Origin of the sequence: Edaphosphingomonas haloaromaticamans (genome assembly GCF_001853345.1) — a bacterium.
Lineage (GTDB): Bacteria > Pseudomonadota > Alphaproteobacteria > Sphingomonadales > Sphingomonadaceae > Sphingomonas_E > Sphingomonas_E fennica.
In genome coordinates this window covers 398,054-424,336 of record NZ_MIPT01000001.1, presented here as the reverse complement: position 1 = coordinate 424,336, position 26,283 = coordinate 398,054, and the positions used below count along the sequence as shown (strand labels likewise).

Below are 26,283 nucleotides of genomic sequence, written 5' to 3'. Positions count from 1 at the left end.
AGCGGGCGATCCCGCACTAAGAGCGTCCGATGGAGAGGCCGGGGTCGCTGGCGGCGGCAGAACAGCAGGATGATATCGCCGATCTGGCGAAGGGCGGACGCACGAACTTTTTCGGCTTCCTGCTGCGGCTTGTCGCGCGCATCCCCTTCCTGTTCATCGCCGGCCGCCTCTATGGCCCGACCGAGCTCGGCCGCTTCGCGCTGGCCATCCTCGTCCTCGAATTCGCCGCCCAGCTCGCCACGCTCGGGCTGAAGCGCGGGCTGGCCCAGCAATTGTCGCGGAACGAGCGGCCGCACGTCCATATCGTGTGGGATGCGCTGCTGATCGCGGGCTGCGCGTCGGCGATCGCGGCGGCGATCCTCGCGGCGCTGCCCCAGCTCATGTTCCCCAACAGCAAGATCAACGGCCTCGAGCAGCTGATGCCGCTGATCATCTTCGCGATCGCCTGGTCGGACGTGTCGCTGGCGGCGCTCGCCTATCGCCACAACGTCGCCGCCACGGTGCGTGCGCGCGCGATCATCGAGCCGTGGACGATCAGCATCGCCGCGTTCGGATTCTATTTCTATTCGCAGCGCGACGGGCTGATCCTGGCCTATGCGCTGTCGATGGTGGCCGCGCTCGCCGCCTCGCTCTATCCCTTCATCCGCGCCTACGGCCTGCCGCGCGGCTGGCACCCGGAGCCGCGCCCGCTGTTCGCCATCGCCCGGCGCAACATGCCGCTCGCCGCCGCCGACGCGATCGAATGGGGCACGCGCAACGTCGATCGCTTCATCCTCGGCCTGTTCTTCCCGCCGGCCACCGTCGGCATCTACTGGGTCGCGCAACAGATCGTGACGCTGCCGCAGAAGCTGAAGACCAGCTTCGATCCCATATTGGGGCCGGTGATCACCCAGAATCTGGAAGCCGGCAACAAGGCGGCCGTCGCCGCGCAGGTGCGGCAGGTGGGCTTCTGGATCATCGCCGCGCAGGCCGGCATCGCCCTGTCGCTGTCCATCCCCGGCGAGGCGGTGATGGGACTGGCCGGGCCGGAATTCGTGGGCGGCACCGCGGCGCTCGCCTTCCTGCTGCTGGCGGAGGTGGTGGCGGCAACCGCGGTGGTTTCCGAATCGGCGCTCATCTACATCGCCCGCCATCGCAACCTGATGATCTCGCTGGCGACGATCAGCCTGCAGGTGGCGCTGAGCTTCGCCTTCATCCTCGGCGCGCGCGCGCTGGGCCTGCCGCTCGCCGTGCAGGCGGTGGGGCCGGCCGTTGCCCTGCCGGTGGCGCTGGGCTTCGCCTCGATCGCCAAGGCGCGGCTGCTGTCGAAGCTGCTCGGCGCCCCGGTATCGGGCTGGCGCTGGGCGCTGATCTGGGCGGCGGCGGCGGCGGCCGTGGTCGGCTTCATCGCCATCCAGGTGCCCGAATGGCTGGAGCTGACGGTAGGCGTGCCGCTGATCCTGCTGAGCTACGGCCTCGTCATCTGGTATAAGGGCTTCACCCCCGAGGACCGGGTCCTCTTCAAGCTGGGCGGCAGCGGGCCGGCGCCGCTGGCTTCGGAACGCTGATCCCGCTCAGGCCGCCTGCGATGCGGCCACCGGCGGGCGAGCCTTCTTCCGGTGCTTGCGCCGGTCCCCCCAGGCGGCAATCGCCAGCGACAGGCCGAGCAGGGTGGCAAAGGCCAGCAGATAGCCGGCAAAGCCCCAGTCGAGCGAGCCGAAGCCCCAGCTCAGCACGTAGATCAGCGGAATGCTCGCCGCGAAGACGTTGAGGCTGTTGCGGCCGAGGCTGGCGAGGAGCTGGAACGGCCAGAGCTGCAAATGCCCCCTCAACCAGGTGAGCAGGCCGATATAGCCCGCCAGCACCAGCGCTGAATGGAACAGCCAGACCGGCGAGTTGAGCGGGCGGTTCACCAGCTCATATGTCAGCGGCAGCACCCGTTCCGCCGCGACGATCCGCGCCAGCGCGCTGACCGCAAGCGCCCCCCAGATCCACGCCGTCGCCGCCGGCCGCGCCTCGAACCAGGCGAAGATGCGGTGGTGCAGCCGCAGCGCGCCGGCGATCAGCGGCAGGAAGAAGGTAAGCTGCCAGGCCAGCACGTTGAGCGAATGGCCGTTGCTAAGCACCACCCTATCGGGCGTGAAGACGACGCCCGCGACCTGCATGGCCGCCCAGAGCAGGATCGAGCATCCCGCCAGCAGCAGCGGCGACCGGCGCAGCAGCAGGATCGCGACCGGCGTCAGCAACAGCAGCGCGACATAGAGCTGGAGGACATCGAGGAAGGCCGGCGCATCCAGCAGGGTGAGGAAGCGGATCAGCGCGGCGAAGGGCGGCTCGACCATCGGCCGCAGCTTCCAATAGCTGTCCAGCGCCGGCGGGGCGGCATAGGCCAGCGGCACGATCACCGCGAGCACGATCAGGTTGATGACGTAGAGCTCGCCCGCCCGCTTCACCGCCGCCTTCATCGGGCTGGGGCGCTTCAGATAGACCATCCCGACCATGTAGCCGGACATGGCGACGAAGAGCGACGCGGCGGAGGAATAGCCATATTGCGTCAGCGTCGGGATGGTGGGCCCGTGATAGTGGAACAACGTCCGCAGCGGGATCGAGATGTGATTCAGCAGGATGGTGACGATCGCTATGCCGCGAAGGATATCGATACGTTGGTCGCGCTCCATCACGATCGTCTCCTCGGGGCATGCCACGGCCCTGCCGCCGGCATTGCCCGGGTCTTTTAAGGGACGGCGGCGTGATCCGCCAAACGCATTGATGGGCGCTTCGTCCCGTTCAATGCTCCGCCCGCAGCGGCCGGGCGAGCAGCGCATCGACCACCTCGTCCACCGCCATCCGCCCTTCGAGCAGCGCGCACACCGCCTCGGTGATCGGCATGTCGACCCCGGCCTCCCGCGCCGCCGCGCGCAGCACCGGCGCCGTGAACGCGCCTTCGGCCACGGTGCGGCGATCGGCCAGCAGATCGGCCGCGGCCTTCCCCTGGCCGAGGCCGAGGCCCAGCGAGAAGTTGCGCGAGCTGGTGGAGCTGCAGGTCAGCACCAGATCGCCCAGCCCCGAAAGGCCGGCCAGCGTTTCCGCCCGCGCGCCACGGGCGAGGCCGAAGCGCGTCATTTCAGCGAAGCCTCGGCTGATCAGCGCCGCCCCTGCATTCTGGCCGAGCGCGCGGCCCTCGACCACGCCGCAGGCGATCGCCAGCACATTCTTCACCGCGCCGCCGATCTCGGCCCCTACCACGTCGGTCGCGGCATAGGGGCGGAAGGCCGGCCGGGCGATCAGCGCGGCGATGCGCGCGCCGGTATCGGCATCCTCGCAGGCAAGCGTGATCGCGGTGGGCAGGCCCTTCGCCACCTCATGTGCGAAGGTGGGGCCGGACAGCACGGAAAGCGTGGCAGTGGGGCAGGCCTCGTGCGCCACCTCGTGCATCAGCCGCATCGTGCCCGCCTCGATCCCCTTGGCGCAGAGGATCAGGTGGCGCGGCCGGGCATCGAGCTGGGCGAGCACGGCGCGCATATGCTGCGACGGCGTCACCACCAGCAGCGGATCGGCCTCCGCCACCCAGCCCAGGTCGCCGCTCGCCCGGATCGAGGGCGCCAGCGGCACGCCGGGCAGGAACAGCGTGTTTTCGTGGGCGTCGTTGATCGAGGCGACGACCTCCTCCTCGCGCGCCCAGAGCCGCACCTCGCGCGTGCCCTCCGCCGATGCGACCTGTGCGAGCGCGGTGCCCCAGGCGCCGCCGCCGATGATCCCGATCATGCCTTCACCCCCGCGCCGCGCGCCTTTTCCGCATGGGGATCGAGCGGCCAGCGCGCCCGCGCCGGCGCATCGAGCCCGTCCACCAGCCCGGCGCGGAAGCGTTCGGCCCCCGCCCAGGCGATCATCGCCGCATTATCGGTGCACAGCCATTGCGGCGGGGCAACGAAGCGCAGGCCATGTTCGGCCGCAAGCCCTTCCAGCGCGGCCCGCACCGCCTTGTTGGCAGCGACCCCGCCGGCCACCACCAGTGCCGTCGCCTCGACCGCGCCGAGCTGGCGGCGCGTGCGATCGATCAGGCAATCCACCACCGCCTGCTGGAAGGAAGCGGCGATATCCTCCGCCGCATATTGCCCCGAATCGCGCGCGCGCAGCACCGCGCTCTTGAGGCCGGCGAAGGAGAAATGCGGCTCGCCCGATCCCACCAGCGGGCGCGGCAGCGGCACCGCCTTGGGATCGCCCGCCAGCGCCGCCTTCTCCACCGCCGGGCCGCCGGGAAAGCCGAGGCCCAGCAGCTTGGCCGTCTTGTCGAAGGCCTCGCCCGCCGCATCGTCGATCGTGGTGGCCAGCCGGCGATAGGCGCCGACGCCTTCCACCAGCAAAAGCTGGCAATGCCCGCCGGAAACCAGCAGCAGCAGATAGGGGAATTCCAGGTCGGGATCGGCCAGCCGCGGCGAAAGCGCATGGCCTTCCAGATGGTTGACCGCGATCAGCGGCTTGCCGGCGGCCAGCGCCAGCGCCTTGCCGGTGACGAGGCCAACCATCACCCCGCCGATCAGCCCCGGCCCGGCGGTGGCGGCGATCGCATCGACATCGGCCAGCGACACGCCGGCTTCGGCGAGCGCCGCCGCGACCAGCGGGGTCAGCGCCTCGACATGCGTGCGCGCGGCGATTTCCGGCACGACGCCGCCGAAGGGGCGATGATCGGCTTCCTGCCCGGCGAGCTGATGGGCGCGGATCGCGCGATCGGCGGTGACGAGGGCGGCGGCGGTTTCATCGCAGGAGGATTCGAGGCCGAGGATCAGGGTCATGCCCGCTTCCCTGCCACCGCGCGGCGCGTTAGGGCAACCTTCATGCAATTTCCTCTTCGTCTCGGCACGCGCGGATCGCCGCTCGCCCTCACCCAGGCCAATATGGTCAAGTCCGCGCTGATGGCGGCGCATGGCTGGGCGGACGACGCGATCGAGATCGTCCCCATCCGCACCAGCGGCGATCGCATCCAGGATCGCGCGCTGGCCGATGTAGGGGGCAAGGCGCTGTGGACCAAGGAGCTGGACCGGGCGCTGGCGGATGGCGGGATCCATTTCGCCGTCCATTCGATGAAGGATGTCGAGACGGCCCGCCCGGCCGAGATCGTGATCGCGGCGATGCTGCCCCGCGCCGACGTGCGGGACCGGCTGATCGGCGCGGAAAGCCTGGCGGCGCTGCCCGAGGGCGCGGTGATCGGCACCTCATCCCCGCGCCGCGCCGCGCAGGTGCGCCGCGCGCGGCCAGATGCGAGTGTCACGCTGTTCCGCGGCAATGTCGACACGCGGCTGGCGAAGCTCGCCGCCGGCGAGGCGGACGCCACCCTGCNCGCCGCCGCCGGCCTCAGCCGGCTGGACCGGCCGGACGTGGGCGCGCCGATCCCGATCGAAACCATGCTGCCTGCCCCCGCCCAGGGCGCGGTGGGCATCGAGACGCTGGCCGCCAATGCGGACATGCGCGCGGCGCTGGCGGCGATCGATCATGCCCCGACCAGCGCCTGCGTGCGGATCGAGCGCGCGCTGCTCGCCGCGCTGGCCGCCGATTGCCGATCGCCCGTGGCGGCCCTCGCCGAACCCGCGGCCGACGGCGCCTATCGCCTGCGCGCCGAAATCCTGACCGAGGATGGCGGCGAGCAATCGGGCGGCGAGGCCATCGTCCACGGCCCCGACGAGGCGGCCGCCCTTGCCGCCAACCTGCTGGCCCGCGCCAGCCCGCGGCTGAGGCGCCTGTTCGGCCGGTGAGGCGCGTCCTCATCCTGCGGCCCGAGCCGGGCGCGTCGGCCACCGCCGCGCGGGCGGCCGCGCTGGGGCTGGAGGCGGTGGTCGCCCCGCTCTTCGTCACCCGGCCGCTGCCCTGGCAACCGCCGCCGGCGGACCGGTTCGATGCCGTGATGCTGACATCCGCCGCCGCCGCCCGGCTGGGCGGAGACGGGCTGGCCGCCTATCGCGCGCTGCCCGCGTTCGCGGTGGGCGCCGCCACCGCCGATGCCGCGCGGGCGGCGGGCTTTGCCGATATCCAGGCCGGCGATGCCGATGCACCGGCCCTGCTGGAGCGGATCGCCGCCGCCGGCCACCGCCGCCTGCTGCACCTCGCCGGTCGCGAGCATCGTGCGGCGGCGCATCCGGCGATCGCCATCGATCGTGCGATCGTCTATGCGGCCGATGCCGTGGAGGCGCTGCCCCGGCCGGCGCGGGCGGCCCTGGCGGAGGGCGCCGTGGCGCTCCTCCATTCGCCGCGCGCGGCGCGCCACTTCGCCGGCCTGGTCGATCGGACGGCGGGCATCGGCATCGCCGCGATCAGCCCGGCGGTGGCCGAAGCCGCCGGCAAGGGCTGGGCTGCCATCGGCATCGCCGATCACCCCGACGATGCGGCCCTACTGGCGGTGGCGGCCGCGCTGTGCGATCAAGCGGATCGATTGCGAAACGGATGAGGCATGGCGCACCGAATGGAAGAACCAGGCACGGAGCATGAAGCGCAGCCGGCGCCCGCGACGGTGACGATGGAACGGCAGCGCGGCCGAGGCCCCTCCTTGCTTCTGGCCACCACGGCCTTCGTGCTGGGCGCGGGCATCACCGCTTATGCCGTCCATAGCTGGCGCCCGGCGGCGGAGCTGCTGACCCAGCCGGCCGACCCTGCCCAGCCCCCGATCGTGGAGGCACCGCCGCCGCCGCAGGCGGCCCCTTCCCTCCCCCTCATCGATCCGATGGCGCAGGCCGCGATCGACCAGCGCGTTTCGGATATCGAGGCGCGGCTGGGCCGGATCGATGCGCGGGCCAGCGCCGCCGTCGGCAATGCCGATCGCGCCGAAGGGCTGCTGGTCGCCTTCGCCGCGCGCCGCGCGCTCGATCGCGGTGTCCAGCTCGGCTATATCGAGGGCCTGCTGCGCGACCGTTTCGGCGAAAGCCAGCCGCAGGCGGTGGCGACGATCATCGCCGCCAGCCGCCAGCCGGTGACGCTGGACGACCTGCGATCCGGCCTGAGCGACGTCGCCCCGGCGCTGGCCTCGCAGGCCCCCAATGAAAGCTGGTGGGACGGCGTGAAGCGCGAGATCGCCGGCATGATCGTGATCCGCAAGGCCAACCGGCCTTCGCCCGCGCCGGCCGACCGGCTGGCCCGCGCCCGCCGCGCGCTGGAAGGCGGCCGCGTGACCGAGGCGCTGGCCGAGGTTTCGCGCATGCCCGGCCGCGAGCGCGCGCAGGACTGGATCGCCGCCGCCCGCCGCTATGCCGGCGCGCGCGACGCGCTCGATACCATCGAGACGGCGGCGCTGCTGGCGCCCCGCGCACCGGCTCATACCCCGCCGGCCGCGGAAACCCCGGCCCCCGGTGCGCCGGCGAACGAGCGAGCACCCGCCGCGCCCCCGGCCTGAGCGGCGGCATCCCTCCAAGATCGGAAACGATGCTTTTCGATCATTCGCATTTATAATGCAATCGATCGGGCCTATCTCTCCCTGCAAGCAAGGGCGCATTTTCCAGGCGCCCTTCGGGAGACACGACCATGATCGAACTTCGCCCCTTCTCGAGCCTCGGCGCCGCGAACCACGGCTGGCTCGATGCGCACCATCATTTCTCCTTCGCCAACTATCATGATCCGGCCCGGATGGGCTGGGGCAACCTGCGCGTGTGGAATGATGACGTGATCGCGCCGAAGACGGGTTTCCCGCCCCATCCGCATTCGGACATGGAGATCATCACCTATGTCCGCGAGGGTGCGATCACCCACAAGGACAATCTGGGCAATCACGGCCGCACCGAGGCCGGGGACGTCCAGGTGATGTCCGCCGGCACCGGCATCGCCCACAGCGAATATAATATGGAGGATGTCGACACCCGCATCTTCCAGATCTGGATCCTGCCCACCAGCCGGGGCGAAAGCCCGAGCTGGGGCGCCCGCCCCTTCCCCAAGGGCGACCGGGCCGGCCAGTTCGTCGTGCTGGCGAGCGGCTATGACGATGACGACGCGCTGCGCATCCGCACCGATGCCCGCGTGCTCGGCGCGACCTTGAAGGCGGGCGAGAGCGCGACCTACCGGCTGGGTGCCGACCGGCGCGGCTATATGGTGCCGGCCGCCGGCCGGGTGAGCGTCAACGGCGTGGAGGTGAACGCCCGCGACGGCGCCGCCATCCGCGATCTCGACACCATCACGGTGACGGCGATCGAGGATGCGGAGATCGTGCTGGTCGACGCGGCCTGAACGATCCGCCCGAACCCATCGGGGTGCCTTATCCGGGCACCCCGGTGATATGCCATACGGGCTGGCCGGAGGGGGCATCGCCCACATCCTTCGGCCGGCTCAGGCTCACCCATCCCTGCTGGTGGATCGGCGCGCCGTCGGTATGTTCGCCATTCACCTCGACATAGACGGTGATGGTGAACCTGTCCCCCGCGCGCTGCATCGCCCCGATCCCGCCGACCTTGGGCTCGTAGCGGGCGACATCGGCGAAGCCCTCGGCGAATTCGGCGGGCGTCTTGCCCGTCGCCCGGCCGGCGTCCGCCCACAGCTTCCACGCATCGTCGTAGCGCCGCTTGGCAAGCAGCGCATAATAATCGACCACCACCTGATGCGCGCCCAGATGGCTTTCCGGCCCCATCGGGCGCCGATCGATCATGATGCCGGTATCTGGCGAGGCCTCGGCGACACCGGTTGTCGATCCGGTGCCGCATCCAGCCACCGCCAGCACGGCGAAGGTGCCGAAGATCCTGGGTCCGACCACATGTCCCTCCCCTGTCCACAGCCAATGCCTGTCGCAACGATAGGCAGCTTGCACCAATTGCAACGGCACCGAAAGGGGTTAGATGGCGCGGGCCGAAGGCAAGTTTCCAGCCCGCTTCCTTCCTTGCGAGATGCCGATGCCCACCGAATGGACCTTCTACGCCTTCGCCATTCCCGCCGTGATCCTGGTGGGCCTCGCCAAGGGTGGCTTCGCCGGGCTGGGATCGCTCGGCATGCCATTGATGGCGCTGGCGCTGCCGCCGGTGCAGGCGGCCGCGATCCTGCTGCCGATCCTGATCGTGCAGGATGCGGTGGGCGTATGGGCCTTCCGCAAGACGTGGGACGGCCATGTGCTGGCGGTCACCCTGCCGGGCGCCGCGATCGGCATCTTCCTGGGATGGCTGCTGGCGGCGCGGGTATCGGCGGATGCGGTGCTGGCGGCGGTGGGCGTAATCGCGATGCTGTTCGGCATCCATCGCCTGTGGATCGAACGGCGCGGGGCGATCACCGCATCCTCGCAATCGCCCGGCTGGGTGGGATCGATCTTCGGCATGATATCCGGCTTCACCAGCCAGATCGCCCATGCCGGCGCCCCGCCCTTCCAGATGTGGGTGCTGCCGCGCCGGCTGCCGCGCGACATCTTCGTCGGCACCAACGCGATCTTCTTCGCGGCGGTCAACTGGATCAAGGTGCCGGCCTATGCCGCGCTCGGCCAGTTCACCAGAACCAACCTCGCCGCCACCGCCGTGCTGATGCCGGTCGCGATCCTGGCCACCTTCGCCGGGGTGGTGCTGGTGCGCAAGGTATCCGCCGAACGCTTCTACACCCTGATCTACGTGCTGCTGATCCTTGTCGGCGCCAAGCTGCTGTGGGATGCCCTGGCCTGACCGTTTCAGCTACGGAATATTTTTGCGCGGGAAAGCAACCGGTGGCGCGGACGGGAGTTTCCATCCCACCCATGAAGGGAGTTCCGCATGCGCCCATTCATCCTGGCAGGCCTGATCGCGGTGATGGCCACTCCGGCCGTCGATGCCCAGACCAACACCCCTTCCGGCGCCCCCTCGCTGCGCCCGGCAAACCCGTCCGCGCCGGCAGCCCGCCCGGCCCCGGCCCCCAATCGCCAGCCGAGCACCAAGCCGGCGCCGAACCGGCCGCCCAATACGCGCCCACCGCAGAATTCGCGGCCGCCGCAAAATGCGCGACCCCCGCAGAACCGGCCGCCCCAGGCNCGTCCGCCGCAGAACCGGCCACCGCAAACGCGTCCACCGCAGCACCGGCCGCCATCCAGCAGCCGCCCGCCCAATCACCGGCCGCCGAACACGCGCCCGCCGCAGCATCGCCCGCCCGCGACGCGGCCTCCCAACCATGCGCCGTCGCTCAGGCCGGTCTACCGGCCCACGTCGCCCCAGCGTTACACGCCCTATGGCGACTGGCGGAACTACCGCAACTATGACTGGAACCGCTACGATTCCCGTTACGGCGGCTATGACGCGCAGCGTTATTATCGCGACGGGCGCTATTATCGGGAACGGCAGCTCGGCCGTTACGATCGCGTCTATCGCGGCTATGACGGGCGCTATTATTGCCGCCGGCCCGACGGCACCACCGGCCTGCTGATCGGCGGCGCGATCGGCGGCATTCTCGGCAACTCGCTCACCTACGGCGATTCCCAGATATTGGGCACGCTGATCGGCGCGGGCGCGGGCGCGCTGCTGGGGCGGGAGATCGATCGCGGCGGCGTGCGCTGCCGCTGACCGGCTGATCCGCCCTCGATCAGGCGCCGTCCGGGGACCAGCCGGGCGGCGCTAGCTCGAACCCCTCGAAGCGGAAACCGGGCGAGACGACGCAGGAAACCAGCGCCCAGCCGCGATCGGCCGCCGCCGCCTGCCAGCGGTGGGGGGCGATCACATATTGGGGAATCTCCCCGGCGAGGAGATCGCCGCCAAGCCGCACCTCCCGCACCTCCTCCCCGGCATCGTCCTCCCCGGCGTCGCCGCCGGCCACCGACAGGCGCAGCGGCGATCCCGCATGCCACAGCCAGATTTCCGTCGCATCGACCCGGTGCCAGTGGGATCGCTGGCCTTCCTCCAGCAGGAACAGGATGGCCGTGCCGCTGGGCCGGGCGCCGTCCGCCGCATCGGCGCGCCAGGTTTCGCGATACCAGCCGCCTTCGGGATGCGGCGCCAGCGCGAGATCGGCGATCAGCCGCGCGGCCTCGCTCTCGCCCGCCCCCGTCATCGCGGCGCGGGCGTCGCCATGAACCAGCGCGCGATCACCGCGCCCGCCACGACGAGGCCGATGAAATCGCCGATCGCCATGTAGATGAAGTGGCCCCAGCCATAATGGTTGAACACCGGCTGGCCGAGATCGAGATAGAGCACGGCGGCGGCGGCGAAGAGCACCACCAGCTTCAGCCGTTCGGCAAAGGAAGCGGCGCGCCCGGCGACGCTCCACAATGCCAGCCCGATCAGCGCGGCGGTTATGATCGACAGGGTCAGCCCGCCGAACAGCGATCCCGCATCCACCAGCGGGAAGCCGGCGCTGTTATAGTGGATCGTTGCGATCGGCCCCTGGCCGTAGAGCGTGGTGCCCTGCGCGGTGTTGGGCCATGGCACCATGTAGGTGCCGGTGCCGGACCGCGTCAGATTCTGCGCGAGCGCGGCCTGCACGGCGGCATTCTCGCTTTCGTTGGCGACCTTGAAGGCCAACCCGCTGAGCGGCGTTGCCCAGAAGATGAAGCCCACCAGCCATTGGGCGATTCCGCCCGCGATCGCACCCAGCCCCAGCCTGATCATGCCATCCTCCCCAAGGTATGGATGATGAACAGGTTAGGCGCGTTCCTGTTCCGCCGGAAGAGGCTGGCCGGATTCCGGGGCCGGCCCCCTCAGCCCATCAGCTTGCGGGTGAAACCGATCAGCCCCGTCTGGCGGCGGCGCTTCAGCCGTTCGGCCTCCAGGATCGTGCGGACCTGTTCGAAGCAGCGATCGACATCGTCGTTGACCAGCACATAGTCATAGCCGTCCCAGTGGCTGATCTCGGACGCCGCGCGCTCCATGCGGCGGGCGATCACCTCCGCGTCGTCGGTGCCCCGCCCGGTCAGGCGGCGGCGCAGCTCGTCCAGCGACGGCGGCAGGATGAAGACGCGCACCGTATCGCCGCCGGCCTGCTGGTGGAGCTGCTGCGCGCCCTGCCAGTCGATATCGAACAGCACGTCGCGCCCCGATTCGAGCGCGGCATGCACCGGCGCCTTGGGCGTGCCGTAACGGTTGTCGAACACATGCGCCCATTCCAGGAACTCGCCGTCCGCCACCATCCGGCGGAATTCGGTGAGGTCGACGAAATGATAGTCGATCCCCTCCTGCTCGCCGGGGCGCATCGGCCGGGTCGTCGCAGAAACCGACATGGTGATGCCCTTGTCCGCGGCCAGCAGCTTGCGCGCTATGGTCGACTTGCCCGCGCCCGACGGCGAGGACAGCACGAAGAGGACACCGCGACGGGCGAGATTGGCGTAAGGCATGGCCGCCTTTGCCTCCACGCGCCGGTTCGGTCAACGGGTGGCGCTTTGCCACGCAAGAAGGCAGGATAGCGCTTTCGGGGCCTGGCACCCGAAGGAACGATCGGGCGTTCAACAGCATAGGATGCGACGGATGCGATGCCGCAAGGGGACGATCGAGAGGACAGCGCATGACCGCGGATGACGAGAAGCTGCGCCGCAAGCTGCTGGGCGCCTGGGAACTAGTGCTGTGGAAGAACCGCCGCCACGACGAGGATATGGACTATCCCTTCGGCCGCGATGCGCGCGGGCTGCTGGTCTACACCGCCGACGGGCATATGTCGGTGCAGATGGTGCGTCCCGGCGTCCAGCCGCTGGGCGCGCCGCCGGCCAGCGCCCCGATCGAAAAGCTGCGGGCGGCCTTCAACGGCTTTGTCGGCTATTTCGGCCGCTTCACGGTCGATGCCGCCCATTGCATCGTCGTCCATCATATCGACGGCGCCTGGCACCCGGACGTGAAGGGCGATCAGGTGCGCCACTGCCGGATCGTCGACGACCATCTGTTCCTGGAGGGCGAGGCGCCGACCGGCTGGGTGACGATCGAGTGGCGCCGGGCGGGGGCGTGAGGCCGGCGCGCAGGGGTATCGCCCGCACCCATATCCTGATCGCCGCCGCGATCGCCGCGATCGCGATCGCCACGCTCCTGGCGATGGGCCGCCCGCCGATCTGCACCTGCGGCACGATCGAGCTGTGGCACGGCGCGGTCGACGCCGGCAACAGCCAGCATGTCGCCGACTGGTATACGCCCAGCCACATCGTCCACGGCTTCCTCTTCTACGCGCTCGGCTGGCTGCTGCTGCGCCGGCGGCCGGTGGGCGAGCGGCTGGTGCTGGCCGTCCTCATCGAGGCGGCGTGGGAGGTGATCGAGAACACCCCCTTCGTCATCGACCGCTATCGCGAGGCGACGATCGCGCTCGGCTATACCGGCGACAGCGTGCTCAATTCCGCCGCCGATATCGGCTGGATGGTGCTGGGCTTCCTTCTGGCGTGGCGCCTGCCGGTCGCCGCCACCGTCGCCCTTGCCGTCGCGCTCGAACTGCTCGCCTTGTGGGTGATCCGCGACAATCTCACGCTCAACGTGCTAATGTTGCTGTGGCCTATCGAGGCCGTCCGCGCCTGGCAGGGCGGCGCCTGATCGACAGGCCCGATCACTGCCAGCGCCTTTAATCGTTGGAGTCGCAGACCCAGACCCGACACCTTCCCAGTCCTCGCTTCCCAGGAAAGGCTCGACCATGGCTGACCGAACGACGTTGACGACCACTGCCGGCGCCCCGGTGGGCGACAACCAGAACTCGCTGAGCGCCGGGCGCCATGGTCCGCTGTTGCTGCAGGACTATCAGCTGATCGAAAAGCTCGCCCATCAGAATCGCGAGCGGATTCCCGAGCGCGTGGTCCATGCCAAGGGCTGGGGCGCCTTCGGGCAGCTCACCATCACCAACGACATCAGCCGCTACACCAATGCCAGGGTCTTTGCCCAGGTCGGCAAGAAGACGGACCTGCTGATCCGCTTCTCCACCGTGGCCGGCGAACAGGGCGCGGCGGATGCCGAGCGCGACGTGCGCGGCTTCGCCATCAAATTCTATACCGAGGAAGGCAATTGGGATCTGGTGGGCAACAACACGCCCGTCTTCTTCGTGCGCGATCCGCTGAAATTCCCCGATTTCATCCGCACCCAGAAGCGCCATCCCCGCACCAACATGCGATCGCCCACGGCGATGTGGGATTTCTGGTCGCTGAGCCCCGAATCGCTCCACCAGGTGACGATCCTGTTCTCCGATCGCGGGCTGCCGATCGGGCCGCAATTCATGAACGGCTATGGCAGCCACACTTATTCCTTCTGGAACGACGCGGGCGAACGTTATTGGGTGAAGTTCCACTTCAAGACCCAGCAGGGCCACCGCCATTATACCAACGAGGAATCGGTGGGCGTGATCGGACACACCCGCGAATCCTACCAGGAGGCCTTGTTCGGCGGGATCGAGCGCGGCGAATATCCGCGCTGGAACATGTTCGTGCAGATCATGCCCGAAACCGACGTGGGCAAGACGCCTTATGATCCGTTCGACCTCACCAAGGTATGGCCGCACGGCGATTATCCGCTGATCGAGGTCGGCGTGGTCGAGCTGAACCGCAACCCGGACAATTATTTCGCCGAGATCGAGCAGGCCGCCTTCTCGCCTTCCAACATCGTGCGCGGCATCGGCTTCTCGCCGGACAAGATGCTGCAGGGGCGGATCTTCTCTTATGCCGATGCGCATCGCCACCGGCTGGGCACGCATTATGAGGCGCTGCCGGTGAACGCGCCGCGCTGCCCCGTCCACCATTATCACAAGGACGGCGCGATGCGGTTCTTCCGCAACGATACCGGCAACCCCGATGCCTATTACGAGCCCAACAGCTTCGGCGGCCCGGTGGAGGACAGGAAATATCTGGAGCCGCCGCTGCGCATCTCGGGCGAGGCGATGCGTTACGACCATCGCGAGGGGAATGACGATTATTCCCAGCCCCGCGCGCTGTTCCACCTGTTCGACGATACCCAGCGCTACCGCCTGTTCCGCAACCTCGCGGCGGCGATGCAGGGCGTGCCGCAGCATATCGTCGATCGCCAGATCGGCCATTTCGAGAAGATCGATCCGGCCTATGCCGCGGGCGTGCGCGCCGCGCTGGCCGAAGGATCGGGCTTCGAGGATGCGCGCGACACCCAGCCGCCGGCCTTCGAGCCCGCCGAATAAGCGGATCATGATCGAATGAGGCGCGGAGGGCCGCGGGCGAACCATCGCCCGCGGCCTTTCCCTTTCCGGGCCGGATCGTGACGCGGGGAGACGGGGGGCACGGCCGGTAACGGCGATGCCATCGACAGGTCATCGCCGCGTCACGTCGCCATGGGATTCATCCGCTACCGGGCTCCGCGCCGGTATGGGAAGCGCCATCCCGGGCGGGTGGCTCCCCCCTTCCGACCCGGCATCCGGTCCAGCAAAGGCGGCGACGATATCGGCGATGACGATCGCCGGTTTGCGCTTGATCAACGGCGTGATGCGCCGTCGCGGTCCGCCATGTTCGGGATGCGTTTCGCCCGATCGGAAACGCCGTCAGGGGGGCCGGGCACCCACGCCCGGCCCTCATGTCCTCAGACGCGCATCGGCATCAGCACGTAGAGCGCCGGTGCGGTGTCGTTCTCGCGGATCAGCGTCGGTGCCGCGGCATCGGCCAGGTGCACTTCCACCATGTCGCCCTCGATCTGGCCGAGGATGTCCATCAGGTAGCGGGCGTTGAAGCCGATGTCGAAGCTGTCGGCGACATATTCGCCGGGCACTTCCTCCGCCGCCGTGCCGTTTTCCGGGCTGGTGACGGAGAGCGTGATCTTGTCGCGATCCAGCGACATCTTCACCGCGCGGGTCTTCTCGCTCGCGATCGTGGCGACGCGGTCGACACCCTGCATGAAGCTCTTGGGATCGAGCTTGAGCAGCTTGTCGTTCGCGGTCGGGATGACGCGCGTATAATCGGGGAAGGTGCCGTCGATCAGCTTGGAGGTGAGGATCGCCGATCCCAGCCCGAAGCGGATCTTGGTGGGGGAGAGCGACACCTCCACCGTGCCGTCCAGCTCGTCCAACAGCTTGCGCAGCTCGCCCACGCATTTGCGCGGGATGATGACGTCCGGCATGCCGGCCGCGCCGTCCGGCCGCGCCACGGTGACGCGGGCGAGGCGGTGGCCGTCGGTCGCGGCGGCCTTCAGCACCGGCTGCGCCTCGTCCGACACGTGGAGGAAGATGCCGTTCAGATAATAGCGCGTCTCTTCGGTCGAGATGGCGAAGCGCGTCTTGTCGATGATCTGGCGCAGCGTGGCGGCCGGCAGCTCGAACCGGGTCGGCAGCTCGCCTTCCGCGATCACCGGGAAGTCGTCGCGCGGCAGCGTCGGCAGGTTGAAGTTGGACCGGCCGGCGACGATCTTCATCTTGCCGTCCGCGGCCGAAAGCTCGACCTGCGATCCCTCTGGCAGCTTGCGCGCGATTTCGAACAGGGTGTGCGCCGAAACAGTCGTCGCGCCCGGCACGTCCACCGCCGCCTCGATCGTCTCGACGATCTGCAGGTCGAGGTCCGTCGCCATCAGCTTCAGCCCGCCATCGGCGGCCGCCTCGATCAGCACGTTGGAAAGGATGGGGATCGTATTGCGCCGTTCCACCACCGATTGGACGTGGCTCAGGCTCTTCAACAGCGTTGCCCGCTCGATCGTAGCCTTCATACCTTCCCCGGATTCCCCGCAGCCAAAACGGATATGCGTTATAGCGCGGCTTCCCGCGCCCGCCAGTGGGTTGCGCATAAAAAAGAGGCCGGGGCATTGCCGCCCCGGCCCCCTCTTTCATCGCCGCCCGCATCCATGCGGGCGGGCCGGCATCAGAAGCGGATGCCGAAGCCGCCGACGACCTGGTGACGCGATAGATCGTCTTCATAGTTCGAGTAGCGATATTCGCCCTTCACGAACATGTTGCCGCCGATCGCATATTCCATGCCGGCGCCGAGGCGGATGCCGTCGAGGTTCTTGCTGTAGACGTCGCTCTCGAGGCGGGCGTTGGTGTAGCCGACCTTGCCGTAGAGCAGCGCGATGTTGCTGATCGGAACGCCGATGCGGCCGCCGACATAGAGGTCGCGATCCGAGTTCACGCCATACTTCTTGGTGGTGGAATCGGTCCACTCGCCCTCGAGGCCGAGCACGACGCCCTTCACCTGAACGTCGTAGCCGACGCCGACGCCGTAGAGGAAGCCATCGGGATCGCTCACGCCGGGGGTGGAGACGACGTCATAGCCGAGCACGGCTTCGACGCGCGGGCCGGTGAAGGAGGCGCTGTCCTGGGCGAGGGCCGGGGTAGCGACGACGAGGGCCGCGACGGCGGCGGCTGCAAAACGCTTCATACTAAACTCCTGCTTTCTGGCCGGCCTTATTTGGGTTTTCGAACGACCGGCAGAGCGCCATCTAGGAATGCGAATGTGCGTCAGCCAGTGCAAAATTCGCGATGTTGCCGATATACAACATGTCAAACCCAATAAAATATGGCCGATATGGGATAATATGTCGGGAATAGTTGCATTAATGCAACAACAGAAAGGGCGCCGGCAGCAACCTGCCGACGCCCTTTTCCGAATGTTTCCTGCCCGTAATCATGGGCAGGGCGGCCAGGCTGTCGCCCGGCCTCAGGCCCGCATCAGAAGCGGAAGCCGAAGCCGGCGAGCGCCTGGTGGCGCGAAACGCCCTGCTCATAGTTCGAATAGCGATATTCGGCCTTCAGGTAGGAGTTCGGGCCGATCGCATATTCGGCGCCGGCGCCGACGCGGATGCCATCGAGATTCTGGCCGTCCGAGATGCGGACCGTGCCGTCATCGGCCGAAACCTTGTAGCGGCCGTTGGTGTAGCCGGCCTTCGCGTAGAGCAGGGTCGAGCCGCCGACGACATAGCCGACGCGACCGCCGACATAGATGTCGCGGCCAGCCTTGGCGCACAGGCGCGGATCGGCGGCCGTCGCGGCGCCGATGCACTGCTTCACGTCCGAATCGGTGAGTTCGGTCTCAAGCCCGAACACGGTGTTGCCACGCTGGAAGTCGTAGCCGGCGCCGATGCCGTAGAGCACGCCATCGTCGTGACCGCCATTGGCCTGCGTGCGATCCCAGCCGATCACGCCCTCGACGCGCGGACCGGCGAAGGAACCGGCATTGTCCTGCGCCAGCGCGGGCGTCGCGGCCACGGCGGAGGCGAGCAGAAGGGCGGTTGCTACTTTACGCATAAGAAAGCTCCATCAGGTACTTGGCCCCGATCGCGGGACGGGGGCCTTAAGGCACCGCCCCACCTGTCGCCCGGATGAACGATGCGCGACTGCGTCTGCCCTGTTGCAATGATGCAACAATAAGCGGATGAGGCCGCTGGTGGGGATTCGGCGATGATATGGATGGCAGCGACATTGCTGGCGACGGCGCTGGGCGGTGCCGCGCAGGCGCGCGAGCCGCTGGGGCTGTTCGGCGGCTGGGGGGCGTTCCGCGACGTGCGGCCGCTGCGCTGCTATGCGATCGCCGAGGCGGTCGACGCGCCGCTCACCGGCAAGTGGCGCCCCTTCGCCTCGATCGCCCACTGGCCCGGCCGGCAGGTGCGCGGCCAGCTCCACATCAGGCTGCGCGCGGTGAAGCAGCGCGGCGCGCCGGTGACCCTGGCGGTGGACGGCCGGCGCTTCACGCTGGTCGCCGGCGGCGCGGATGCCTGGGCGCCCGATGCCGCCACCGATGCCGCGATCGTCGCGGCGATGCGTGGCGGGGATTCGATGCGGGTGGAGACGCGCGGCGAGGACGGCAAGCGGATGAGCGACCATTATGAGTTGCGCGGCGCCGCCACCGCGATCGACGCCGCCGCGATCGCCTGCGCGCCCGGCCGCTGAGGCGGTTTCGGCGCGGCATCGCCCACCGGCACCCACAAATCCGGCGAGGCCGGATTCGCCCAAACAGCCTCTCACTGGCAAAATCCGCCCGATTTCACTATGTGGGCGCGCATGAACGCCCCCCAGCCCATCACCATGCCGATTCCCGGCGGCATCGATCCTGTGCCGGTTCCGCGCGCCGCCGTGCCCCGCGCCGACGGCCGCGTCGACCTGATCGGCCTTACCCGCGATCAGCTCCGCGCGCTGCTGGCCGATGCCGGGCTGGAGCCCAAACAGGCGAAATTGCGGGCGAAACAGCTCTGGCACTGGATCTACAATCGCGGCACCACCGATTTCACCGCGATGACGGACATCGCCAAGACGATGCATCCCTGGCTGGAGGAACGCTTCGTCATCGGCCGCCCGCAGGTGGTGCAGGCGCAGGTCTCCACGGACGGCACACGCAAGTGGCTGCTGCGGTCGGACGACGGCCAGGATTATGAGATGGTGTTCATCCCCGATGCCGATCGGGGCACGCTCTGCGTCTCGAGCCAGGTGGGCTGCACGCTCAACTGCCGCTTCTGCCACACCGGCACCATGAAGCTGGTCCGCAACCTGACGGCGGGCGAGATCGTCGGCCAGGTGATGCTGGCGCGCGACGCGCTCGGCGAATGGCCCAGCCAGCCCGAGGGCCGCATGCTCACCAACATCGTGATGATGGGCATGGGCGAGCCGCTCTACAATTTCGACAATGTCCGCGATGCGCTGACGCTCGTTATGGACGGGGACGGGCTGGCGCTTTCCAAGCGGCGGATCACGCTTTCCACCAGCGGCGTGGTGCCGATGATGGAGCGCGCCGGCAAGGAGATCGGCGTGAACCTCGCCGTGTCGCTCCATGCCGTCACCAAGGAGATCCGCGACGAGATCGTGCCGATCAACAAGAAATACGGCATCGAGGAGCTGCTGTCCGCCTGCGCCGCCTATCCCGGCGCCAACAACGCCCGGCGCATCACCTTCGAATATGTGATGCTGAAGGACAAGAATGACAGCGACGAGGACGCGCGCGAGCTGGTCCGCCTGATCCGCCATTACAAGCTGCCCGCCAAGGTCAACCTGATCCCGTTCAATCCCTGGCCGGGCGTGCCCTATGAATGCTCGACCGACGAGCGCATCCAGCGCTTCTCGGACATCGTGTTCAAGGCCGGCATCTCCGCGCCGGTCCGCCAGCCGCGCGGGCGGGACATCATGGCCGCGTGCGGCCAGCTCAAGTCGGCCGCGGAAAAGATCAGCCGCGCCGAGCTCGATCGCCGCGCCGCCGAAAAGCAGGCCGCGCTCGGCTGAACAGGGATATCGGGAGGATCGCGCCTCCCGATGCCTTCGCCCGGTTTGCGCACCCTTGCGATGCGTTTCGGCAACACGGCCGATCGCGCCCTCCCGCTCGCCCTGTCGGCTTCGCCCTTTTTCTTGCCGGCGGGGATGCTATCATGCATGAAGCCTGCCAATTCGGCTTGGCTAACCCTTTGCCAACCATTGCCATGCGAACGGACCCGGCATGAACGACAGCGCCACCATCGAAAGGCCGTCCCATTTTCCGGAAGCCGAAGGCGTGGCGCGCGGGCTTTCGATCGTGTCGATCGCCAAGGCCTATGATCGCCGGCAGGTGCTGACGGACGTTTCGCTGGACGTGGCGCGCGGCGAGGTGGTGGGCCTGCTCGGCCCCAACGGCGCGGGCAAGACGACCTGCTTCTATTCGGTGATGGGGCTGGTGAAGCCCGATGCCGGGCGCATCCTGCTGGACGGGCAGGATATCACCCGCCTGCCCATGTATCGCCGCGCGATCCTGGGCCTGGGCTATCTGCCGCAGGAAACCTCGATCTTCCGGGGGCTGACGGTGGAGCAGAACATCCTCGCCGTGCTGGAGATGGTGGAGCCGGACAAGGATGTCCGCGCCCAGCGGCTGGAAACCCTCCTCGCGGAATTTCACATCGAACGGCTGCGCGGTTCGGCCGCGATGGCGCTTTCGGGCGGCGAGCGGCGGCGCTGCGAGATCGCCCGCGCGCTGGCGGCCGATCCCTCGATCATGCTGCTGGACGAGCCCTTCGCCGGCATCGACCCTCTCTCCATCGCCGACATCCGCGATCTGGTGAAGGATCTGAAGCGCCGCGACATCGGCGTGCTGATCACCGATCACAACGTCCGCGAAACGCTCGACATCGTCGATCGCGCCTGCATCATCTATGACGGGCGCGTGCTCTTTTCCGGAAGCCCGGAGGCGCTGGTGGCCGACGAGAATGTCCGCCGCCTCTATCTGGGCGAAAGCTTCGCGCTTTGAGATGATGCGCGCCGTCCTCGCCTTCGCCGCAGGGGAGCGCCGCTGATGGGGCTGGGGCCTCGCCTCGACCTGCGACAGAGCCAGTCGCTGGTGATGACGCCGCAGCTCCAGCAGGCGATCAAGCTGCTGGCGCTGTCCAACCTCGAAATCGAAGCCTTCATCGCCGAGGAGGTGGAGAAGAACCCGCTGCTGGAGGCGGGCGCGGCATCCGGCGAAGGCGAGCGCGACGGCGCGGGCGAGACCCGCGACGCCCCCGATTTTTCCGACGATGCGCCGGGCGATGGCGACGGCGGCGATTTCGACGGGGAAGGGCCGGAGCCCGCCACCGCCGACCGCCTGTTCGAAACCGGCGACGCCACGGCGGATGCGCCGCTGGACGTGGATTATGACGCGGACGTGTTCCAGCATGACAGCGCGATCGATTCGGCGCGCGGGCTGGACGGCGGCCTCGGCCTCGATATCGCCACCTCGGGCGGCAGCTATTCGGAGGACGGCCCCGATTTCTCGGCGATGGCGGAGGATCTGTCCCTCCAGGATCATCTGCTGGCGCAGGCGGGCAGCAGCCTGTCCGGCAACGACCTCATAATCGCCGGCATGATCGTCGACCTGATCGACGAGGCCGGCTATTTCACCGGCGCCCCGCTCGATCTCTCGCAGCGCCTGGGCGTGCCGCTGGCGCAGGTCGAGCGCGTGCTGGCGACGATCCAGACCTTCGATCCCACCGGCGTCGGCGCCCGCACGCTCGCCGAATGCATCGCGCTGCAGGCCAGGGAGGTCGATCGCTACGACCCCGCCATGGCGCGGCTGATCGACAATCTCGATCTGCTCGCGCGCGGCGCCCTCCCCCAGCTCCGCCGCATCTGCGGGGTGGACGAGGAGGATATGGCGGACATGATCCGCGAGCTGCGCAATTATGATCCGAAACCGGGCCTGCGCTTCGGCGGCGGGCGCATCCAGCCGGTGACGCCCGACCTGTTCGTCGCGCGCACCGCCGGCGGCTGGGCGATCGAGCTCAACGCCGCCACGCTGCCGCGCGTGCTGGTCAACCGATCCTATTATGTCGAACTGGCGCGCGGCCCCCGCGACAAGGCGAGCAAGGCCTGGCTTTCGGATTGCCTGGCCAGCGCCAACTGGCTGGTGAAGGCGCTCGACCAGCGCGCCCGCACGATCATGAAGGTCGCGAGCGAGCTGGTGCAGCAGCAGGAAGCCTTCTTCACGCGCGGCGTCGAGCATCTCCGCCCGCTGACGCTGAAGGCGGTGGCGGACGCCATCGGCATGCACGAATCCACCGTCAGCCGCGTGACATCCAACAAATATCTGTCGTGCGAGCGCGGGCTGTTCGAGCTGAAATATTTCTTCACCAGCGCGATCCAGGCGTCCGACGGCGGCGACGCGGTTTCGGCCGAGGCGGTGAAGAGCCACATCGCCAAGCTGATCGCGGCCGAGGGCGACGATATCCTGTCCGACGACAAGCTGGTCGAGCTGCTGAAGGCCCGCGGCTTCGATATCGCGCGCCGCACCGTCGCCAAATATCGCGAAGGCCTGGGCCTCGGATCGTCCGTCCAGCGCCGCCGCCAGCGGGCGCTTTCCCGGCACGCCGCTTAACCATCTGCGTTTAGCGGATTTTTCCAGATCGTTACGTTAACAGCCCGGAAACGGAAGCCGGGGTAACAGGCGTCTGTATCGGGCGTCCGCCCGTTTCGATCCGCCGGGGGGAGCGACCATATTCATGCCGGACATGCCGGAGAGATCGGAAGCGCGGCGGACATGGGATCGCATCGGCGATCTCCTGTTCACGCACGGGCTGGAGCCGACGGTCGCCAATTTCGATCTCTGCCGCCGTTATGTGATGGGCGATACCGCGCTGGTGAAGACCTTCGACCAGGCGATAGAGCGCCATGGCGGGCTGACCCGCACGGCGCTGGCCGGGCTGATGGCGGTCCACAGCCGCACCGTCACCAGCGACGAGATCATGCGCTTTGCCCAGCAGGCCCGGCAGAAGGCGGAGGAAGCCGCCCATGTGATCGGCGAGACGCAGGGCGACACCCGCCGCTTCGCCGACGTGCTGGAAGCGGGTGCCGTCACGCTCGCGACCGGCGAGGGGCCGGAGGCGGTGATCGCCGAGCTGCTGGCCGAAACCCGGCTGATGACCGAGCGCGCCTGGGCGGCCGAGGACCGCATCCGCAAGGCATCCGACGAGATACAGGAGCTGCGCACCCGCCTTGCCGAGGCATCGGTATCGGCCAACAGCGATCCCTTGACCGGCCTGCCCAACCGCCGCGCGCTGGAGGCGCGGCTGCGCGACGCCTTCGAGGCCGCGCGCGCCCAGCGCCGCACCTTCTCCCTCGCCATCTGCGACATCGATAATTTCAAGCGGATCAACGACACGCACGGCCATCCGATCGGCGATCAGGTGATCCGGCTGATCGCGTCCGCCCTTTCCCGCGTGGGATCGGACAGCCTGTTCGTCGCGCGCTATGGCGGCGAGGAGTTCGTCGTTGTCTTCGACGGCGCCGAGCCGCGCGACGCCATGGCCCAGCTCGATACGATCCGCGCCGATGTCGCCGCCCGGCAGGTGACCTTGCGCCAGACGGGCGAGACGCTCGGCCGCGTCACCTTCTCGGCCGGCATCGCCGGCATGCGCGGGCGGCGCGACACCTCGGCCATGCTGAAGGCGGCCGACGACGCGCTCTATCGGGCCAAGAGCGACGGCCGCAACCGCATCTACGCGGCGGATTGAGCGCCCGCCCGGAAATCCGCTGACCGAAGCGCGCCCGATCAGCGGATGATTCCATCCGCCACGAAACCGCTCTAGGGGATGGCATGGCCGTCACCCGCCTCGCGCTCACCGATTTCCGATCCTACGGCCAGGCGCTGCTCGCCTGCGAGCCGGGGCTGATCGTGCTGACCGGCGAGAATGGCGCGGGCAAGACCAATATATTGGAGGCCGTCTCGCTGCTCACCCCCGGCCGGGGGCTGCGCGGGGCGGCGCTTTCCGAAATGGCCCGCAGCGACGGGCCGGGCGGCTTCGCCGTCGCCGCGCGGCTGGCCGGCGATGTCGAGATCGGCACCGGCACGCTCGCCTCTGCACCTGAACGGCGGCAGGTGCGGATCAACGGGGCGGCAGCATCGGCCAACGCGCTTTCGGAATGGCTGGCGGTGCTGTGGCTCACCCCGGCGATGGACCGGCTGTTCGTGGAGGGCGCGGGCGGCCGCCGCCGCTTCCTCGACCGGCTGGTGCTGGCGCTGGAACCCGGCCACGCCGCCCATGCCGCACGCTACGAGGCGGCGATGCGCGCGCGCAACCGGCTGCTGGCGGAGGAGCGGGACAGCGGCCGCCGCGCCGATCCCGCCTGGCTCGCCTCGCTGGAAGCGGCGATGGCGGAACATGGCGCGGCGGTGGCTGAAGCGCGGGCGCGCACCGTCACGGCGCTGGACGAACGCATCGCCCGCCAGCCCGAAGGCCCCTTCGCCCGCGCCGCGCTGGCGATCGAAGGCGGCGAGGCGATGGCGGAGGCCGCGCTGCGCGAGGCGCTCGCCGCCGGCCGCGCCCGCGATGCCGTGGCAGGGAGGACGCTCACCGGCCCGCACCGCGCCGACCTTGCCGTCATCCATCGCGCCAAGGGCCAGCCGGCCGCGCGCGCGTCGACCGGCGAGCAGAAGGCGCTGCTGCTCGGCATCGTCCTCGCCCATGCCGATCTGGTCGCCGAACGGGTCGGCCGCCGGCCGGTGCTGCTGCTCGACGAGGTCGCCGCCCATCTCGATCCGCTGCGCCGCGCCGCCCTGTTCGATCGGCTGGCGGCCGGCGGCGGCCAGGTGTGGATGACCGGCACGGAACCCGCCTTGTTCGAGGCCGCGCCCGCCGGCGCCCAGCACCTCACCGTCGCCGCCGGGGCCGTCGTTCCGGTCGCTCATCCCAGCAGGTCATAGGCCCGCTCGATCCAGCTCAGGTCATAGAGAAGGAACAGGCCGGCGAAGGCGAGGTGAAAGGCGCGATTGCGCGTCGCCATCGCCGCGAGGCACAGCAGCACCCCCGCCGCCAGCCGGACCTCATATTCCGGCCCGAGCTGCGCCAGCCGCGCCGGCCCCTTCAGGATCGTATCGAAATAATCGACCACGAAGGTGAGCGCGAACAGCCCGAAGAACCAGCGCCGCCGCGACAGGAAATAATCCTCATAACCGGCATATTCGGCCAGATCGTCCGGGAAGAGCAGGCTCGCCAGCAGGAACCAGAGGAACGCGTAGAACAGGATGAAGACGAACAGCTCGAACCGCCAGACGCGGATCGTGGCCAGCCCGAATTCCCACCACCAGAAATGAATCGCCGAAACCAGGATCACCAGCACCCACAAGAGGTGCGGGGCATAAAGCGGCACCCGACCGGGATGCTGCACCAGCCGGGACAGGCCGGAAAGGATGCGGGTGAGGCTGAGGCCCAGCACCACCCCGATCAGCACCCGCAGATGCAGGTAGATTTCGTGGCTGTCGGGTTCCGGCGGCATCGGCGGCGCTCCATCCCATCGGGCAGCGAGCCTATCATCCCATTCCCCTACCGCCAAAAACCGGCCTTTTCCTTGCCGCCCTCCGCCATTAGGCTGGCGGCTACGACCATCGCATCGAACAGATATCCGGGGGGATCAGAATGCCATCGTCCACGCGGCCGCTCCGCGCCCGCCTGCTCGCCATCCTGCTGATCGCCGGGGCGGCCGCGCCCGCCGCCGCCGTGATCTTTCCGAGCGGCGCCACCCGTGACGGAGCGTTGTTTCCGGCCGTGGTGATCGACAAGGCGACGCTCGCCTACACGGCCGACGGCATGGGCAATATCAGCCAGTGCACGGCGATCGTCAGCACCAAATCCGTCCGCCGCGACTATCGCGCCTGCGATACGCTGCGCAATCGCGGCGTGCCCCGCGACATCAAGCCCGCCCTGCCGGTGGCGGACGCCCAGCCGCTGGTGACGCCCGCCGACTATCCCGAACGCGCGGTCAGACGCGGCGATTCCGGCACGACGCGCGCGGTGGTGGAGGTGGACGAGACCGGCAAGGCGGCCGCCTGCTGGGTATTCCTTTCCAGTGGATCGGCCGATCTCGACCAGCGATCCTGCACCCTCATCCTCGCCCGCGCCCGCTACATGCCGGCGACGCTAAAAGGCCAACCGGTCCGCGCCATCGGCATGCGCGACGTGGCGTGGGAAGCGCCGCCGAAGCGGTGAAGCGCCGGCGCCGCGGCATCCGGGCCGCGGGCCAGCGCGAACCGCGCGCCCGAAGGGCCCGCCGCCACCCATTTCGCTTGGGTTTGGCGCT

Annotated in this window: 27 protein-coding genes and 1 pseudogene; 17 read left to right on the top strand and 11 right to left on the bottom strand. The window is 68.8% G+C overall.

Features of this window, described 5'->3' with window-relative positions; translation table 11 throughout:
* Window positions 1-29 precede the first annotated feature (29 nt).
* Window positions 30-1,547, top strand: coding sequence for a lipopolysaccharide biosynthesis protein (locus BHE75_RS01970; RefSeq protein ID WP_015459065.1), 1,518 nt, complete (start codon window positions 30-32; stop codon window positions 1,545-1,547).
* A gap of 6 nt (window positions 1,548-1,553) precedes the next feature.
* Here the strand turns inward: BHE75_RS01970 and opgC are convergent, their stop codons facing one another.
* The 3 genes from opgC to tsaD all read right to left on the bottom strand — a co-directional run bounded on the left by opgC (window position 1,554) and on the right by tsaD (window position 4,772).
* On the bottom strand, window positions 1,554-2,657 hold the full coding sequence (gene opgC / locus BHE75_RS01965) for an OpgC domain-containing protein (protein ID WP_070932026.1): 1,104 nt from the start codon (window positions 2,655-2,657) through the stop codon (window positions 1,554-1,556).
* A gap of 109 nt (window positions 2,658-2,766) precedes the next feature.
* Window positions 2,767-3,744, bottom strand: a complete 978-nt coding sequence (locus BHE75_RS01960; RefSeq protein ID WP_070932024.1) for an NAD(P)H-dependent glycerol-3-phosphate dehydrogenase — start codon at window positions 3,742-3,744, stop codon at window positions 2,767-2,769.
* Window positions 3,741-4,772 carry a tRNA (adenosine(37)-N6)-threonylcarbamoyltransferase complex transferase subunit TsaD gene (gene tsaD / locus BHE75_RS01955; protein ID WP_070932021.1) on the bottom strand — a complete coding sequence of 344 codons (1,032 nt, stop codon included), beginning with the start codon at window positions 4,770-4,772 and terminating at the stop codon, window positions 3,741-3,743. Before tsaD ends, BHE75_RS01960 begins: the two co-directional genes overlap by 4 nt.
* A 42-nt stretch (window positions 4,773-4,814) precedes the next feature.
* On the opposite strand from tsaD, the gene hemC reads away from it, so the two are divergent.
* The 4 genes from hemC to BHE75_RS01935 all read left to right on the top strand — a co-directional run bounded on the left by hemC (window position 4,815) and on the right by BHE75_RS01935 (window position 8,181).
* Window positions 4,815-5,729, top strand: a complete 915-nt coding sequence (hemC, locus tag BHE75_RS01950; RefSeq protein WP_070932019.1) for a hydroxymethylbilane synthase — start codon at window positions 4,815-4,817, stop codon at window positions 5,727-5,729.
* Window positions 5,726-6,418, top strand: coding sequence for a uroporphyrinogen-III synthase (locus tag BHE75_RS01945; protein WP_070932017.1), 693 nt, complete (start codon window positions 5,726-5,728; stop codon window positions 6,416-6,418). Before hemC ends, BHE75_RS01945 begins: the two co-directional genes overlap by 4 nt.
* A gap of 15 nt (window positions 6,419-6,433) precedes the next feature.
* Complete coding sequence (locus BHE75_RS01940; protein WP_070932016.1) at window positions 6,434-7,357, top strand: hypothetical protein; 924 nt, start codon at window positions 6,434-6,436, stop codon at window positions 7,355-7,357.
* Window positions 7,358-7,485: 128 nt separating this feature from the next.
* On the top strand, window positions 7,486-8,181 hold the full coding sequence (locus BHE75_RS01935) for a pirin family protein (RefSeq protein WP_015459058.1): 696 nt from the start codon (window positions 7,486-7,488) through the stop codon (window positions 8,179-8,181).
* A 28-nt stretch (window positions 8,182-8,209) separates the two neighbouring features.
* Here BHE75_RS01935 and BHE75_RS01930 read toward each other — a convergent pair whose 3' ends face one another.
* Window positions 8,210-8,701, bottom strand: a complete 492-nt coding sequence (locus tag BHE75_RS01930; RefSeq protein ID WP_015459057.1) for a hypothetical protein — start codon at window positions 8,699-8,701, stop codon at window positions 8,210-8,212.
* A 136-nt stretch (window positions 8,702-8,837) separates the two neighbouring features.
* Here BHE75_RS01930 and BHE75_RS01925 point away from each other — a divergent pair, with 136 nt between their 5' ends.
* Entirely contained in the window at window positions 8,838-9,587 is a 750-nt protein-coding gene (locus BHE75_RS01925; protein WP_041865374.1) for a sulfite exporter TauE/SafE family protein, read from the top strand.
* 540 nt (window positions 9,588-10,127) lie between these two features.
* Window positions 10,128-10,454, top strand: a pseudogene (locus BHE75_RS24825) (glycine zipper 2TM domain-containing protein); the annotation flags it as partial.
* Window positions 10,455-10,473: 19 nt separating this feature from the next.
* Here the strand turns inward: BHE75_RS24825 and BHE75_RS01915 are convergent.
* The 3 genes from BHE75_RS01915 to gmk all read right to left on the bottom strand — a co-directional run bounded on the left by BHE75_RS01915 (window position 10,474) and on the right by gmk (window position 12,217).
* The gene (locus tag BHE75_RS01915; RefSeq protein ID WP_070932014.1) at window positions 10,474-10,938 is read right to left on the bottom strand and encodes a cupin domain-containing protein; all 465 of its coding nucleotides are present in this window, start codon (window positions 10,936-10,938) and stop codon (window positions 10,474-10,476) included.
* Window positions 10,935-11,495: a hypothetical protein gene (locus tag BHE75_RS01910; protein ID WP_015459053.1), complete on the bottom strand. Its 561-nt coding sequence runs from the start codon at window positions 11,493-11,495 to the stop codon at window positions 10,935-10,937. Before BHE75_RS01910 ends, BHE75_RS01915 begins: the two co-directional genes overlap by 4 nt.
* 89 nt (window positions 11,496-11,584) lie before the next feature.
* Window positions 11,585-12,217 carry a guanylate kinase gene (gmk, locus tag BHE75_RS01905; protein WP_015459052.1) on the bottom strand — a complete coding sequence of 211 codons (633 nt, stop codon included), beginning with the start codon at window positions 12,215-12,217 and terminating at the stop codon, window positions 11,585-11,587.
* 167 nt (window positions 12,218-12,384) lie between these two features.
* On the opposite strand from gmk, the gene BHE75_RS01900 reads away from it, so the two are divergent.
* From BHE75_RS01900 to BHE75_RS01890, 3 genes are all read left to right on the top strand, one after another.
* A complete protein-coding gene (locus tag BHE75_RS01900) occupies window positions 12,385-12,819 on the top strand; it encodes a lipocalin-like domain-containing protein (RefSeq protein ID WP_015459051.1) in 435 nt (144 codons plus the stop codon).
* A complete protein-coding gene (locus BHE75_RS01895; RefSeq protein WP_070935376.1) occupies window positions 12,816-13,388 on the top strand; it encodes a DUF2585 domain-containing protein in 573 nt (190 codons plus the stop codon). The genes BHE75_RS01900 and BHE75_RS01895 overlap by 4 nt, the downstream gene beginning before the upstream one ends.
* A 97-nt stretch (window positions 13,389-13,485) precedes the next feature.
* The gene (locus BHE75_RS01890; RefSeq protein ID WP_070932012.1) at window positions 13,486-14,985 is read left to right on the top strand and encodes a catalase; all 1,500 of its coding nucleotides are present in this window, start codon (window positions 13,486-13,488) and stop codon (window positions 14,983-14,985) included.
* Between the two features lie 395 nt (window positions 14,986-15,380).
* On the opposite strand, the gene dnaN is transcribed toward BHE75_RS01890, so the two are convergent.
* The 3 genes from dnaN to BHE75_RS01875 form a co-directional block, all read right to left on the bottom strand.
* Entirely contained in the window at window positions 15,381-16,493 is a 1,113-nt protein-coding gene (gene dnaN / locus BHE75_RS01885) for a DNA polymerase III subunit beta (protein ID WP_015459048.1), read from the bottom strand.
* A gap of 152 nt (window positions 16,494-16,645) precedes the next feature.
* Window positions 16,646-17,161: an outer membrane protein gene (locus tag BHE75_RS01880; RefSeq protein ID WP_070932010.1), complete on the bottom strand. Its 516-nt coding sequence runs from the start codon at window positions 17,159-17,161 to the stop codon at window positions 16,646-16,648.
* 290 nt (window positions 17,162-17,451) lie between these two features.
* Window positions 17,452-18,027, bottom strand: a complete 576-nt coding sequence (locus BHE75_RS01875; RefSeq protein WP_070932008.1) for an outer membrane protein — start codon at window positions 18,025-18,027, stop codon at window positions 17,452-17,454.
* Between the two features lie 153 nt (window positions 18,028-18,180).
* Here BHE75_RS01875 and BHE75_RS01870 point away from each other — a divergent pair, with 153 nt between their 5' ends.
* The 6 genes from BHE75_RS01870 to recF all read left to right on the top strand — a co-directional run bounded on the left by BHE75_RS01870 (window position 18,181) and on the right by recF (window position 24,910).
* Window positions 18,181-18,669 carry a hypothetical protein gene (locus BHE75_RS01870; protein WP_070932007.1) on the top strand — a complete coding sequence of 163 codons (489 nt, stop codon included), beginning with the start codon at window positions 18,181-18,183 and terminating at the stop codon, window positions 18,667-18,669.
* A gap of 111 nt (window positions 18,670-18,780) precedes the next feature.
* Window positions 18,781-19,989, top strand: a complete 1,209-nt coding sequence (gene rlmN / locus BHE75_RS01865) for a 23S rRNA (adenine(2503)-C(2))-methyltransferase RlmN (protein ID WP_070935374.1) — start codon at window positions 18,781-18,783, stop codon at window positions 19,987-19,989.
* A 211-nt stretch (window positions 19,990-20,200) separates the two neighbouring features.
* Entirely contained in the window at window positions 20,201-20,980 is a 780-nt protein-coding gene (gene lptB, locus BHE75_RS01860; protein WP_015459043.1) for an LPS export ABC transporter ATP-binding protein, read from the top strand.
* Window positions 20,981-21,025: 45 nt separating this feature from the next.
* Window positions 21,026-22,585: an RNA polymerase factor sigma-54 gene (rpoN, locus tag BHE75_RS01855; RefSeq protein WP_070932005.1), complete on the top strand. Its 1,560-nt coding sequence runs from the start codon at window positions 21,026-21,028 to the stop codon at window positions 22,583-22,585.
* A gap of 124 nt (window positions 22,586-22,709) precedes the next feature.
* Window positions 22,710-23,720, top strand: a complete 1,011-nt coding sequence (locus tag BHE75_RS01850) for a GGDEF domain-containing protein (protein ID WP_015459041.1) — start codon at window positions 22,710-22,712, stop codon at window positions 23,718-23,720.
* 83 nt (window positions 23,721-23,803) lie between these two features.
* Window positions 23,804-24,910: a DNA replication/repair protein RecF gene (recF, locus tag BHE75_RS01845; protein ID WP_015459040.1), complete on the top strand. Its 1,107-nt coding sequence runs from the start codon at window positions 23,804-23,806 to the stop codon at window positions 24,908-24,910.
* On the opposite strand, the gene BHE75_RS01840 is transcribed toward recF, so the two are convergent.
* Window positions 24,892-25,482, bottom strand: a complete 591-nt coding sequence (locus tag BHE75_RS01840) for a hypothetical protein (RefSeq protein WP_070932003.1) — start codon at window positions 25,480-25,482, stop codon at window positions 24,892-24,894. The genes recF and BHE75_RS01840 overlap by 19 nt on opposite strands.
* A 140-nt stretch (window positions 25,483-25,622) precedes the next feature.
* Between BHE75_RS01840 and BHE75_RS01835 the strand changes: the two genes are divergently transcribed.
* On the top strand, window positions 25,623-26,192 hold the full coding sequence (locus BHE75_RS01835; protein ID WP_070932001.1) for an energy transducer TonB: 570 nt from the start codon (window positions 25,623-25,625) through the stop codon (window positions 26,190-26,192).
* Window positions 26,193-26,283 lie beyond the last annotated feature (91 nt).